This is a genomic window from Rothia aerolata (genome assembly GCF_014635585.1).
GTDB lineage: Bacteria > Actinomycetota > Actinomycetes > Actinomycetales > Micrococcaceae > Rothia > Rothia aerolata.
In genome coordinates this window covers 607637-621568 of sequence record NZ_BMDC01000001.1, presented here as the reverse complement: position 1 = coordinate 621568, position 13932 = coordinate 607637, and the positions used below count along the sequence as shown (strand labels likewise).

The following is a 13932-nucleotide window of genomic DNA, read 5'->3' as shown; positions in this document are numbered from 1 at the left end:
GCTTAGTAAGACTTGATGAACTATTCTTAAACTAAATGTATGAAGCGTGCTTATTCTTTTAAGCTCGTTAGTTTGTACTGAGTAAGAACTTCTACCTTGGTTAGGGCACTGAGCGCGGCCAAGATGACTTTGACAGGATTGGAAACATATGACCAGCGCACTGCGAATCGAGGGCGGTAATCCGCTAAACGGTGAAGTGAAAGTACGCGGAGCTAAGAACCTTGTTCCCAAGGCAATGGTGGCGGCACTTTTGGGTTCTACCCCCTCAACCCTGCGCAATGTTCCTGAGATTAAAGACGTTCAGGTAGTTACCGATTTGGTAGAACTGCACGGAGTTTCGGTGACCAACAACACCGAAACCGGCGAGCTGACCATGGACCCTTCGCAGGTCTCTCTGGCCAATCACGCAGATATTGATGCTCACGCGGGCGATTCTCGTATTCCGATTCTGCTGTGCGGCCCCCTGTTGCACACCATCGGTGAGGCTTTCATTCCCGATTTGGGTGGCTGCCGCATTGGCGACCGTCCCATCAACTACCACCTGCGCGTGCTGGAGGAATTCGGTGCCAAGGTGGAGAAGCTACCCACCGGTATCTCCATGAAGGCACCTGCTGGTGGTCTCAAGGGTGCCAGCATTGAGCTCGAATATCCCTCGGTAGGAGCCACCGAGCAGGTTCTGCTGGCGGCTACCCGGGCAGAGGGTAAGACCGAATTGCGCGGTGCCGCGGTGGAGCCTGAAATCCTCGATTTGATTGCCATCTTGCAGAAGATGGGCGCTATCATCACCGTTGAGACCGACCGCCAGATCATTATCGAGGGTGTTCCTTCTCTCAAGGGCTACCAGCACAACGCTATGCCCGACCGCAACGAGTCGGCCTCCTGGGCTTCTGCTGCGCTGGCAACCGGTGGCGATATCTTTGTTCGCGGTGCCAACCAGAAGGATATGACCACCTTCTTGAACGTCTACCGCAAGATGGGCGGCGGCTTGGATATTCAGGACGACGGCATTCGCTTCTACCACCCCGGCGGCGAGCTGAACCCCCTCTTTGTAGAGACCAACGTTCACCCCGGTTTCATGACCGACTGGCAACAGCCCCTGGTGGTTGCGATGACCCAGGCAACCGGCGTTTCGGTGGTGCACGAGACCGTTTATGAAAACCGCTTTGGCTTTACCGATGCCCTGGTGCGCATGGGCGCAACCGTGCAGCTGCACCGCGACTGCCTGGGCCCCACCGTCTGCCGCTTCGGCCACAAGAACTTCCAGCACTCGGCAATCATTACCGGCAAGACCCCGCTTAAGGGTGCCGATATTCACGTGCCCGATCTGCGCGGCGGTTTCTCCCACGTGATTGCAGCCCTGTCTGCTGAAGGTACTTCAAACGTGACCGGCGTTTCGGTGATTTCCCGCGGCTACGAGCACTTTGTTGAGAAGCTCAATGCTCTGGGCGCACAGTTCGAGGCGATGGACTAAGCAGATGGTGAAGAAGCAGGCTCAACAACCCCTACCGGAACTCGAACCCACCGCAAGCGGAGATGCCCTCTATAAGATTTTGGGCCACTCCGCCCGCCTGGTCTACCATCTGGTGATGTCGCCCAAGATTGAGGGAAAGGAAAAACTTCCCCGCAAACAGGGCTACATTGTGGTGGCAAACCACTGCACTGAAGTTGATCCGATTACGGTTGCTTACCCTGTTTTCCTCACCGGCACCCTGCCGCGTTTTCTCGCCAAGGAGTCCCTCTTCCGGGCTCCGGGCCTGGGCTTTATTCTGCGCAAGCTGGCCCACATTCCGGTGGCCCGCGGCTCGGTAGATGCCCGTAAGTCGCTGGAGACCGCAAAGAACGTGGTCAACGCGGGCGGCGCCGTCATTATCTACCCCGAGGGAACCCTCACCAAAGACCCCGAGCTGTGGCCCATGCAGGGCCGCACCGGTGCCGCCCGGTTGGCGCTTGCCACCGGTGCGCCGGTCTATCCCATTGCTCACTGGGGCGACCATGACTTTCTGCCGCCCAAGGGCAAGCCCCGGTTCTTCCCTCGTAAGAAGGTGCGGGTTAAGGTGGGAGATGCCCTCGATCTTTCCTCGGTGGTTCAGCCCCGGGAAGATAGCCGGTACACCCGCTCTGAACTGGGCGCGGTTACCGACTACTTCATGGATTCTGTGACCGACCTGCTGGAAGATTTGCGCGGGGAGAAGGCACCGCAGGGTCGCTATAATCCCGCAACCGGCCAGCGCGAGATCTAGAAAGGTTTTCATCGTGGCTCACTCTGTAGAAAAAGTAGCTGTTCTCGGCGCCGGTAGCTGGGGAACCGCTTTCGCGAAGATGGTTGCCGATACCGCGAAGGAGTCAGCCAGCGGTGTAAGCACCGTTCTGTGGGGGCGCAACGAGCAGCGAATTGCCGACTGCGTTGCCACCGGCAGAAACGAAGCCTATTTTCCCGGTGTTGCCCTGCCCGAATCCCTGAAGTTCACCGCGGATTTGAAAGAGGCTCTGACCGGCGCCGATATTGTGGTGCTGGCCGTTCCCGCCCAGTCGCTGCGCACCCAGCTTGAGGTCGCAAAGCAGTGGATTGAGCCCCACGCGGTGATGGTTTCGCTGGCCAAGGGCCTGGAACAGGGGAGCGGTCTGCGCATGTCTGAGGTGATTGCCGAGGTTTTGCAGGACGGCGCCGCTTCGGCTTCTGCGGTTGAGCAGCGGATTTGCGTGCTGTCGGGGCCCAACCTGGCTAAGGAGATTGTGGCGGAGCAGCCGACCGCCTCGGTGGTGGCGGCCTCTACCGAAGAGGTGGCGCGTCGGGTAGCCGAGATTTGCGCCTGCTCCTACTTCCGCCCCTACACCGGCACCGACATTATCGGGGTTGAAATCGGCGGTCTAGTGAAGAACGTGATTGCCCTGTGCGTGGGTATCTGCGAGGGCAAGAACTACGGCGATAATTCCAAGGCTTCTGTGATGACCCGCGGCCTGGCCGAAACCACCCGGCTAGCGCTTGCCCTGGGCGCCGAACCGGCTACGCTGAGTGGCCTGGCCGGTATGGGCGATTTGATTGCCACCTGTTCCTCGCCCCTGTCGCGCAACCATACCGCCGGCCGTCTTCTGGCCGAGGGCGTGCAGCCCGCTGACCTGCCCAAGGTGATGAGCCAAACCGCAGAATCGGTAAAGACCGCCCCGGTTGTTGCCGAACTCGCACGCAAACACGGGGTGGAAATGCCGATTACCGAAGCGGTGGTGGCGGTACTATCGCACAGGGTTAAGGTCGAAGACCTGGCACCCAAGCTGCTGGGGCGAAGCCTCAAGAACGAAAACGCGAGCAGGGCGTAAATCACCTGCCCCCGACCCCGGGTTAGTTACGACCAAAGAGAGTACATGACTGCACAAACTTCTGTTTCAACGTCAAAGACCACCGTTGCCCTGCTGACCGGTGGCCGCTCTTCGGAGCACTCCATTTCTCTGATTACCGCCTGCGGTGTTCTGGGTGCTATCGATACCGATAAGTACGATGTGGTGACTATCGGTATTACCGAGGACGGCCGCTGGTACCTGACCAACTTTGAGGAACTGACCCAGCTGACCTCAAGTGGTGCTACGGCCAAGTTCACCGGCGGTACCCAGCAGGTTTTCCTGCCCCTGGGCTCAGGAGATTCCCACCTGCGCTTTGTCGATGCCGACCACAACATTGAAATCGGCCCCGCCGTGGACGTCGTTTTCCCGCTTTTGCACGGGCCCTTTGGCGAGGACGGCACCGTGCAGGGCCTGCTGGAAATGGCAGATCTCAAGTACGTGGGCTGCGGTGTTGCCTCCTCTGCTATTGGCATGGACAAGCACTTTATGAAGGTTGCCTTTGAGGCAGCCGGGCTGAAGGTGGGCCCCTACGAGGTAGTCACCCAGCGCCAGTGGAACCGCGACCCCGCCGCCGCTAAGGCTCGGATTGAGCAGCTGGGCTTCCCCGTGTTTGTGAAGCCTGCCCGCGCCGGGTCCTCCTTCGGCATTACCAAGGTGGATTCAGCTGACCAGCTCGACGCCGCTATCGCTGAGGCCCACCTTTATGACCCCAAGCTGGTGGTCGAGGCGGGTATCGTGGGGCGAGAGATTGAGTGTGCGGTGCTGGACGTCGCTGACGGCGGCGAGCCCCGCGCGTCCTACCCCGGTGAAATCGTGGTGCACAACGAAGAGAACAACGGTTTCTACGACTTCGAAGCCAAGTACGTCTCTAAGACCGATGCCCACACTCAGTGCCCGGCAGACCTGCCTGAGGATGTTCAGGAGAAGATTCGCCAGCTGGCCGTTGAAGCCTTCTTGGCTTTGGACGGCGAGGGCCTTTCTCGGGCTGACTTCTTCTACACCGAAGCCGGTGAGATTATTATCAACGAGGTCAACACCATGCCCGGTTTTACCCCGATTAGCATGTACAAGACCATGTGGGAGAAGTCGGGTATTGACTACCATGAGTTGATCGATGAGCTGATTCAGCTCGCCCTGGCCCGCCCGCTGGGTCTGCGTTAGGTTCACAAACTGCTGCCCCGCCGAGTTTCTCGGCGGGATAGTAGTTTTTTAAGAATTGGTCAGTGTACCGAGTCGCCGCTTCGGTTGCATATCGCAGTTTCACAACATATCGTCGGTACGGCACCGGCGAAACGTAGCCGAAGCGGCGGCTCGATGAACTCGTTGAAACAGGGGTCCATCTGCATGGGCTACTTTGATTGGCGAGAGGCCATTTTTGACCGTTTTTTGCTGATTTTCGGTATAAAAATGGCCTTTCGAGAGATCTCAGCTGGGGAAGGTACAAGTTTCTTCTTGCCGGGCAACCAAGGGTACAAGTGTAGTCCCTGGGTACAAGTATTGTCTTGTACCCAGGGACTACACTTGTACCCTAAGGACTGCGCTTGTACCGTTGGGCTTTCAGTGGGAACTTACTTGTACTTTGGGGTATTGTTTGGAACCTACTTGTAGCGAGAGCCTGTTTCAGCTCAAAACTCGAGTACTCACCCCAGGTACTCTGGAAGTTTGGGCGGTAGAAAATTCAGATTAGCTTCTGGGCTAGTCTGTGAGGCTGATTGCCTTGCGTGCTTGAGGCGCGGGGTATGAGGGGCAGCAGCTTTTAATCTCTAGAGATTCAGGGTGTCATCAATATTGGCGCACTGCTTGACCTGCTCAAGCTGGGAAACCGCCGAATCAATTTCTACCAGCATGCTGGAACTGGAAATCTCATCGGCGTTGAAAGTCACCTGAACGTTGGGGGATCGCCCAAAAGAGGTGGCAGTCCAGGTGCCGGTTGCTTCTTGAACTGCCGAACCTTCAGCTGTGTTGCCTTCTGCGGGCTTAACAATCCAGTCCACCCCGTTGACGGAGACGCAGGGGTCAGACACCGGCTCGGGCACCTGCACCCCGCACTTGAGGATGACCGTGGCGGGATCACCCCAGGCGGTTGTTGCCTGGGCAGTAGTTTCGCGCTGTTTAAAACCGGCCAACTCCTCGGGCATCGCAACCATGGCGGCGGCACAGGCCGGGTTAGCGGCGTCCTCAGCAGGCTGAACGTGCACCGCACCGGGGCCGCAGGCGGTCAGCGTGAGCAGGCCACCGGCAAGGAGCACAGCCTTGCTCCGGCTACGAAAACGGGGTGATAGTGAAGGGTCAAAGAATCGCACCCCTCCATCTTAAACCACAGGCAAAGTTTCCAGCAGGTTTTCATGATTCTGCCCGGAAGATGACCGGCTACAGATGGTAGTGTGGAGCACTGACGTAAGAGAGGTCTACTGATAGGCTGTGGGTAAGGTCTACTCGACGGGTAGACACGCCAACTGACGTGGAGGATTTCACTTGGCTCAGGCTAGGAATATCGGCTCAGTATTAGCACTCGCTACAGTGCTAGGCACCGGTGTCTGCTCACCCGCCTGGGCCCAAGCACCGGTGGTTGAGATTTCTCCGGCTCCCACCGAGCTTTCCACAGAAGCTCCCGCAACGACTCCCACCGAACCAGCAACAGAGGAAAATTCGGTGCAGAAGCCAGCGGAAGCTACCCCGGCGCCGTCCTCTGAACCCACACCCCTCCCTACTTCTGACCCCGCTCCTGAACCCGACCCAGCGCCGTCCACCGGTGAGACTGCCCTGGCAGAAGAACCCTCACCGGAGGAACCTACCCGAACCACTTTTCTGCGCTATCTAACACCGACGGCTCCTGAACCGGCAACCGAAACGGGCGATCAGCCCGAGACTGAGACGGGTGCTGAGCCGGGCCCCGAGACTTCCGAAGAACCGGTGGAGTCTGCTGCGGCTTCAGCTACCGGCACGCGCTCGCCGGAACCGAGCCCTGACCCCACCACCGCCTCGGCGGCGCCAAGTGAAGTGGAAAGCAGCGAACCCGCTCCGAGCGAGCCCAGTACCCCGAGCCCTAGCCCCTCTGACGCTGCGGCTCCGCAGGATACCCCGCCGCAGCCCGAACCAAACCGCGCTCCTGCGGAAGCAGCCCGGCCTGAGGCCAATAACCAGCGACCGGCCGCTCCCCAGAACATAGCAGCTGAGGCCCAACCCAACGGTCAAGATAGCAACCCGGTGCCCGCCCCGCAGCGGCCCCAACAGTTGCCGGCACCAAATCCTCCCGCTCAGGCACCAGCTGAGCCCAATGCCGTGCAGCGGACCCGCGGAGAAAACGCTCCCCGGCAGATCGCAGACCAGAACAGCTCAACCGGTCGCCAGTCCAACTTCGCCCTCGGCAATTTCACTGGTCCCCTTGCGCCCCGAACCGGCGTTAGCTTTCGCGACGGCATCGACTTTGCCCGCAACGAGTTTATTGACCGAAGGAATCTAGCGCCCTCCTACGCGGTGGAGAGTGGTTTTCGCACCGAGGCAAACTCGTGGATTAGCGACTTTCTCAACCAGGAGCAGCAGAGTGCCGATGGTGCTGTGGACTCTTCGGGCGTGACCGGTGCTGATGCCCAGGGCAACGGAACCAGTGCCGCCGCCGGTAACAGCCTGCGCCAGTTGGGCCAGTCGATTGTTACCGGTAAGATTCCGCTGATTTTCTTTACCCTCGGAGGGCTGGGAGCGATTCTCTACCTCATTCGTCAGTTCGTGCGTGACTCAACCAAGAACGGCTAACCGTGAAGATTTCAGACCTTTCTGAGTCCCAGCTTTTGGCGCTTTTCCTCCCCATTATTGATGAGCACAACCAGAGGGTGGCTCAGAGGCAACAGGGGGAGAGCCCCGTGCTTACCCTTGGCCCCGGCGATGACTGCGCGGTGCTGAACCTGCTGCAGGGCAAAACCGTGATGACCATTGATACCCAGACCGAGAACCAGGATTTCCGCAGGGTCTGGGCAAGCGGTTATGAGTCTGGCGGGTATGACGTCGGCTGGAAGGCTTCGGTGCAGAATCTCGGCGATATTGCCGCGATGGGAGCTCAGCCCCAGACCCTGTTGGTGAGTTTGAGTCTGCCGGGCGATGTAGAGTCTGACTGGGTGAAAGATTTTGCTCGAGGCATCTGTGATTCTACCCTGGCACAGGGGGCAGATTTCTGCACCATTGCGGGGGGCGACCTGGGGCGGAGTTCAGAAATTTCCGTCACGGTCACCGCCGTAGGTTCTAGCAGCGGCGAACCCGTGCGGCGCGATTCAGCTACCCCGGGCGACGTCCTGGCAGTAGCGGGCAGTCTGGGTGCTGCCGCCTGTGGGCTGGATCTTCTTGAGACACCGCAGCAGCAGCTGGAAGAACTCGACGACTATCAGCGCTTCTTCACCGGTCAGACCCGGCCGGCTGGTGCCCTGTGCTATGGGCTGGTGGCTGCGCAGAGCGCCCACGCCATGATGGATATTTCAGACGGACTCCTAAGAGACGCGGGGCGGATTGCCCGCGCCAGCGGGATCGGTATCAATATTGACTCGCAGAAACTCGCCGCTTTCTTTGAGCCCCTACGCCCGGCAGCCGCCTGCGTTAGTGCCTGGGGTGGTAAGCAGGAGAGCCCCGAGCAGATTCTGCTGCGGTGGGTGGCAACCGGCGGCGAAGACCACGCTATGCTGGCGGCCTTTGCCCCAGACCGGGTGCCTACAGGCTTTACCGTGGTGGGGCGCTGCGGCAGCGAGTTCGCTCCCGAAGCCCCCGTAACAGTCGATGGTCGAGTCTTTGACCGTAGCGGTTGGGACCACTTTAGCGGCTAAGCTAGAAGGGTACCTGTCCGTTAGATTCTGAAGAGTTTGAATGCTAACTGAACCGACCCTGACTGAGATATGGCCCCTCTGGATGCAGCGTGCCCAGTCACTCTTAGACAAGCACGCCCAGCAGATTAATGCTCTCAACGTCTTTCCGGTGCCCGACTCTGATACGGGGTCAAATATGCTGGCTACCGTCTCTGCTGCTGCGGATGCTGACCCTCAAGCCGGGGCCTCTGCGGCCCTGCAGGGCGCACGCGGTAACTCGGGTTCTCTCTTGGCTGTGTGGTTGCGGGCGCTGGTGAAGTCTTTGGGTAAGGACGGCGTGCTGACCCCCGAGGCCCTGCACTTCGCTTTTTTCACCGCGGCGGCTAGCGCTCGCGAATCGCTGTCTTCCCCTGTGGAGGGAACGATTCTTCTGGGTATGGACGCCGTGGCGCGGGCTGAAATTGCCGGGGAGCTTGAGGAACACCTGGTCTTTCTGGCTGAGACCGCAGCCCTGGCGGCATTTGAGTCGCGGGAGAAACTACCCCAGGCAGCCGCCGCCGGGGTGGCAGATTCCGGTGCCGTGGGCTTTTTTCTGGTGGTCAATGCGCTGAGTCTGGCCCATTCTGAGCGGGGGCTGGCTGAAGAAAAATACGCCGAACTCTTGCGGTCGCCTGACCGGGCCCCTTTAGCTGACCGGGAAGTCGCCGAGGGAGTAGAAGTCATGTGCACTGTTGCCGTGGGCGCAGTCGGTATGGCCCAGCTCCGAGACCGCCTAGAAGCCCTGGGCGACTCTATTTCCATTGCCCGCCAGGATGAATCAGGGCAGCTTCCCCTCTGGGCAGTGCACGTGCACGCCAAAGAATCAGAAGCAGTGCTGGCTGCACTGGCTGAATTTGGCGAGGTGACCAACGTGCGGGTGACTTCTTTAGCAGACGGCGGGCACCTGCATGGCTAAGGCAAAAACCCCCGAGAACTCGGCTAAAGCCAAGGTCCAGAAAAAATACGCTACTGAAGACCGGCTAGAGAACGAGAAGCTCTCGGTCTATCTGGGTGCCCAGGGGGCCAAGGTCGCCAAGCAGCATTTGGGGCTAGAGACCCTCAGCGATGTGCTGGAATTCTACCCGCGCAAGTATCTGCCCCGCGGTGAGCTCAGCTCCTTTGCCGAGCTGGTTGAAGGCCAGGAGGCCACCCTGATTGCCCGGGTACTGAAAGTGACCACCCGCAATATGCGGGCCCGGCGGGGCTCGATTACCGAGGTGGTGATTACCGACCACCTCACCGATGAGCCTCGGCAACCAACCCCTCAGGCATATGCCCAGCCGGGCCGAGCTGACTATCGGTTCGCCCCCGGCGGCAACGGCAGACCCAACACCGCTAACCCCCGAATTTCCGGCAGTGCCTCGGGCTACTCTGATTCTTTTGGTGCCCAGTATTCCCAGGGTTTTGACATGGGCCAGGTCTTTGGCGACTACGGCCAGCCCTACCAAGCGCAGGCAGGGTTTGCCCCGCTGGGTAGCCCCTCGACCATGACCCTCTCCTTCTTCAATGCCTGGACAGCCGCACGCGAGATTCACGCTGGTGACCAGGTGATGTTCTCGGGCAAAGTGGGGAGCTACCGCGGCGAACTCACGCTGACCAACCCGCACTACGCCGTCCTCGCAGAAAATCAGGCACGGGTAGACGGCGCTACGGCGGAGACGATTGAGCGGGCGAAGTCGCGCGCGAACGCGCCGATTCCCGTCTATAAGGCAAGCGCTAAATTTCCCACCGACCGGGTGGCAAAGCTGGTGGAGAAGGTGCTAGATAAAGCACCCCTGAAAGACCTGGAAGATCCGATTCCGGCAGATATCCGCCGTAAGCGCAAGATCCCCAGCCTGGCGTGGACTTATCGGGCTGTTCATATGCCCGATTCGGAGGAAACCTGGCGGGCAGCCCTCTACTTTCTACGCTACCGCGAGGCCTTTGTACTACAGTCTGCGCTGGCCCGCATGGCGGCCTCCCGGGCTTCTCAGCAGACGGTAGCCCGCCCGGCCAAGACCGGCGGCCTGGCTGACCGGCTCTTGGAACTTCTGCCCTATGAACTCACCGAGGGACAGCGTAAGGTGGGGGAGGAAATTAGGGCTGATTTGGGCAGTTCCAGCCCCATGAACCGCCTACTACAGGGCGATGTTGGCTCGGGCAAAACCGTGGTGGCGCTGAGAGCGATGCTACAGGTGGTGGATAACGGTGCCCAGGCGGCGATGCTGGCTCCTACCGAGGTGCTGGCGGAACAGCACTATCGGTCGGTGCTGGAAATTCTTGGCGACCTGGTTGCTGAGGAGCCGGTGAACGAGGGATCACCTGCCGAAAAAACTTCTGTACACGTGGTGCTGTTGAAGTCTTCTATGCCGGCCGCCGCCAAACGCAAGGCCTTGCTGGATATTTCCTCGGGGGCAGCGGACATTGTGATTGGAACCCACGCCCTGCTTGCCGATGCCGTGCAGTTTGTTGATTTGGGCATGGTGGTGGTCGATGAGCAGCACCGCTTTGGCGTTGAGCAGCGCGATGCCCTGCGCGGGACCACGGGGGAGCTACCTCACCGGCTGGTGATGACCGCAACTCCCATTCCCCGCACCGTGGCGATGACAGTCTTTGGCGATCTGGATACCTCAGTGTTGGACCAGCTACCGGCTGGCCGTCAGAAGATTCAGACCGTGGTGGTGCCCCTGGCTGAACACCCCGCCTGGGAGAAGCGCCTGTGGCAGCGCGCCCGCGAAGAGGTAGACGCGGGGCATCAGGTGTATGTGGTGGTTCCGAAGATTGGGGAGGACGACGCCGCTGGGGCTGTTGCGGAGGCAGACGGCGCTCTCTTTGGTTCGGCTTTTTCTTCGCGGGCAGCGACGGGGGAGAGCGCTCGCGGTGGTGAGCTGAACTCTGTGCTGTCGATGAGCGAGCAGCTGGCGGATGTTCCTGCCCTGGCCGGGGTTCGGGTGGAGGCTCTGCATGGGCGTATGGATACCGCGCAGAAGTCTGACGTGATGACTCGTTTTGCTGCCGGGGAGATTGACGTGCTGGTGTGTACCACCGTGATTGAGGTGGGGGTGAACGTGCCGAATGCTACTTTGATGGTGATTATGGATGCCGATCGGTTTGGTATTTCGGGCTTGCACCAGTTGCGGGGGCGGATTGGCCGCGGTTCTTTGCCGGGTACCTGTTTGTTGGTGACGACCCAGCCTGAGGGCGGGGTATCTCGGGAGCGGTTGGCTGCGGTGGCGTCTACGACTGATGGTTTTGAGCTGTCTCGGGTGGATTTGGAGCAGCGGCGTGAGGGGGATATTTTGGGTGCTGCGCAGTCGGGTAAGAAGTCTACGCTGAAGCTGCTGCGGGCTTTAACCGATGCTAAGTTGATTGAGCGGGCCCGGGAGGATGCCCGCGGTGTGGTGGCAGATGATCCGACTTTGGCGGGGCATCCTGATTTGGCGAGGACGATTGACCGGGCACTAGATGCTGACCGCGAGGCGTTTTTAGGACGAGGCTGAGCGATTCCGAGCGTGCGAGGAAGTAAATCGCCAGCCGAGTCCGCGTAGCGGGCTGAGCGATTCCGAGCGTGCGAGGAAGTAAATCGCCAGCCGAGTCCGCGTAGCGGGCTGAGCGATTCCGAGCGTGCGAGATGGAGCGAAGATTTCCCGAGCGGGCGAGGGGGATGAAATCGAGCGGAATGGGCGGTAGCCCTTAGTGCCAGCCGAGTCCGCGTAGCGGGCTGAGCGATTCCGAGCGTGCGAGATGGAGCGAAGATTTCCCGAGCGTGCGAGGGGGATGAAATCGAGCGGAATGGGCGGTAGCCCTTAGTGCCAGCCGAGTCCGCGTAGCGGGCTGAGCGATTCCGAGTACCTCAACAGGATTGAATATAATCTGATGGGAGCGCCGTTGAAGGGCAGCTCCCATATCTTTGAGGTAGCAACAGTTGGGAAAGTACGATGAGCCGAATTATTGCTGGAGCCTGCGGAGGGCTTCGCCTGGCAAATGTGCCCGGTGATAACACCCGCCCCACGACTGACAGGGTCAAAGAGGCTCTCTTTTCCCGGCTAGAAACCTACGGCATGTTTGATTCCACCCGGGTATTGGATCTCTTCGGTGGCTCGGGTGCCCTGGGCTGTGAATCTCTGAGCCGAGGCGCGCTTCACGCCGACTTTACCGATACCTACCCTAAAGCGATTGCCACCATCGAGAAGAACGTGGCCGCGTTGCTCAAGGCACTTCCGGCAGCTAGCGCTCAGACTCACAAGATGAGCGCCCGTTCCTTTCTCTCTGCCTACCGGGGCTCCTCCTGGGATCTGGTGTTTATCGACCCTCCCTACGCTCTTGAAAATAGCGAGCTCGAAGACCTGCTCGCCCTGCTCACCCCGCACTTAGCCGAGGGCGCGGTGGTTGTGGTGGAGCGCTCGTCCAGAACACCGGAACCTGTCTGGCCCACCGGTATCGAGCTCTTTGCGCAAAAAAAGTACGGCGAGACCACCCTCTACTACGCAGAACCTGCTGAGCCCTAAATCTCTGCCGGTTAGAGCCAGCCTCTAAGCCTTTCCACAGCCTCTTCGAGAAGGGGCGGCTGCTTGCAGAAGGCAAAGCGAATCCAGGAGTTCATGGCAGGTTTCATTGCCTCGGTAACGAAAGCCGTCATGGGAATCGCCACCACCCCCGCTTCCTGTGCCAGCAGGCGGGTGAGCTCTACTCCGCCGGGCACCTTTCTCTGCTCTAAGAGCTGGCTAATATCTGCCACGGCAAAGAAGGTGCCCTGCGGCTGCACGAACCTAAAGGGGGTCTGCGCCAGCCCATCGAGCAGGACGTCGCGCTGGCGGGTATAGCGCTCACGGAAAGCCGTGTAGAAGTCGGCTCCCAGGTTGATGCCGGCCGCCGCACCCACCTGTAGGGGTGCCGCTGCCGAGTGGCTAAAGTATGCCTTGACCAGGCGAATCTGCTGAATTAGCTCGGCAGGGCCCACCATCCAGCCAATGCGCCAGCCGGTCAGCGAGTGGGTTTTTGAAATAGCCGAGACAAAAACAGTGCGGTCTTCAGCACCCGGCACCCGGAAGATAGGGGAGAAGCCCTCGCCTTCAAAAGTGAGGTGCTCGTAAACTGCGTCCTGCAAAATCACAGCACCGTGCCGTTCTGCTAGCTCCACAATCTTTTGCTTGACCTCTTCAGAAAACACCGCCCCGGTTGGATTGTGCGGATCGTTGACCACTACCAGGCGGGTGCGGGGAGTAAAAGCCGCCTCTATCTCGCGGAGGTCAGGCTGAAAAAGGTTCTCGGGTCTGAGCTGAACCGGCTTGAGCACCCCGCCTGCCTGGGCCACCGCCGCCGGGTAAAGGTCGTAGAAAGGTTCAAAAACCACCACCTCATCCCCGGGATTCACCAGTGCCGCGATAGTAGAAGAGAGGGCTTCTGAAGCTCCTGCTGTAACCGTAACCTGCCGATCGGCATCAATTCTCTGACCGTAAAACCGAAGCTGGTGCCCGGCTATCGCTTCACGCAAAACCGGCAGGCCAGCGATGGTGGCATACTGATTGATACCTTCTGCCATTGCAGTCTGAGCCACCTCAAAAATCTCAGCCGGACCATCGGTATCGGGAAAGCCCTGGCCCAGGTTAATGGCACCGAACTGCTGGGCGAGAGCGCTCATCTCTTCAAAAATCGTGGACGAGAAACCCCGCTCGCTCAACAGCCCTGCAGCAAGCCTCACCCGCTCCCAGGGTGCCTGCTGCTGCGCACCTGCCCCAGCCACGCCGTCCTCAAACATCAACCGCTCCTCTCACCGAACCCGACACGCCCA

General features: G+C 59.8%; 11 protein-coding genes. 9 read left to right on the top strand and 2 right to left on the bottom strand.

The window, feature by feature from the left end; translation table 11 throughout:
* Window positions 1-148: 148 nt before the first annotated feature.
* From murA to IEV00_RS02735, 4 genes are read left to right on the top strand one after another with little or no spacing between them, the layout of a single operon-like run.
* Entirely contained in the window at window positions 149-1471 is a 1323-nt protein-coding gene (gene murA / locus IEV00_RS02750) for a UDP-N-acetylglucosamine 1-carboxyvinyltransferase (protein ID WP_188358787.1), read from the top strand.
* A 4-nt stretch (window positions 1472-1475) separates the two neighbouring features.
* Window positions 1476-2240 (top strand): lysophospholipid acyltransferase family protein, encoded by a 765-nt coding sequence (locus tag IEV00_RS02745; protein WP_188358786.1) that lies wholly within the window; start codon window positions 1476-1478, stop codon window positions 2238-2240.
* 13 nt (window positions 2241-2253) lie between these two features.
* Complete coding sequence (locus tag IEV00_RS02740) at window positions 2254-3315, top strand: NAD(P)H-dependent glycerol-3-phosphate dehydrogenase (protein WP_229723028.1); 1062 nt, start codon at window positions 2254-2256, stop codon at window positions 3313-3315.
* Between the two features lie 45 nt (window positions 3316-3360).
* Entirely contained in the window at window positions 3361-4497 is a 1137-nt protein-coding gene (locus tag IEV00_RS02735; protein WP_188358785.1) for a D-alanine--D-alanine ligase family protein, read from the top strand.
* 602 nt (window positions 4498-5099) lie between these two features.
* Here IEV00_RS02735 and IEV00_RS02730 read toward each other — a convergent pair.
* The gene (locus tag IEV00_RS02730; RefSeq protein ID WP_229723027.1) at window positions 5100-5639 is read right to left on the bottom strand and encodes a DUF3515 family protein; all 540 of its coding nucleotides are present in this window, start codon (window positions 5637-5639) and stop codon (window positions 5100-5102) included.
* 172 nt (window positions 5640-5811) lie between these two features.
* Here IEV00_RS02730 and IEV00_RS02725 point away from each other — a divergent pair, with 172 nt between their 5' ends.
* The 5 genes from IEV00_RS02725 to rsmD all read left to right on the top strand — a co-directional run bounded on the left by IEV00_RS02725 (window position 5812) and on the right by rsmD (window position 12649).
* Window positions 5812-7089 (top strand): hypothetical protein, encoded by a 1278-nt coding sequence (locus IEV00_RS02725; protein ID WP_188358784.1) that lies wholly within the window; start codon window positions 5812-5814, stop codon window positions 7087-7089.
* A gap of 2 nt (window positions 7090-7091) precedes the next feature.
* Entirely contained in the window at window positions 7092-8144 is a 1053-nt protein-coding gene (gene thiL, locus IEV00_RS02720) for a thiamine-phosphate kinase (protein ID WP_188358783.1), read from the top strand.
* A 40-nt stretch (window positions 8145-8184) separates the two neighbouring features.
* On the top strand, window positions 8185-9078 hold the full coding sequence (locus tag IEV00_RS02715; RefSeq protein WP_188358782.1) for a DAK2 domain-containing protein: 894 nt from the start codon (window positions 8185-8187) through the stop codon (window positions 9076-9078).
* Entirely contained in the window at window positions 9071-11641 is a 2571-nt protein-coding gene (locus IEV00_RS02710) for an ATP-dependent DNA helicase RecG (protein ID WP_188358781.1), read from the top strand. The genes IEV00_RS02715 and IEV00_RS02710 overlap by 8 nt, the downstream gene beginning before the upstream one ends.
* Before the next feature lie 438 nt (window positions 11642-12079).
* Window positions 12080-12649: a 16S rRNA (guanine(966)-N(2))-methyltransferase RsmD gene (rsmD, locus tag IEV00_RS02705; RefSeq protein ID WP_188358780.1), complete on the top strand. Its 570-nt coding sequence runs from the start codon at window positions 12080-12082 to the stop codon at window positions 12647-12649.
* An 11-nt stretch (window positions 12650-12660) separates the two neighbouring features.
* Here the strand turns inward: rsmD and IEV00_RS02700 are convergent, their stop codons facing one another.
* Window positions 12661-13899: an aminotransferase class I/II-fold pyridoxal phosphate-dependent enzyme gene (locus IEV00_RS02700; RefSeq protein ID WP_188358779.1), complete on the bottom strand. Its 1239-nt coding sequence runs from the start codon at window positions 13897-13899 to the stop codon at window positions 12661-12663.
* Between the last annotated feature and the right edge of the window lie 33 nt (window positions 13900-13932).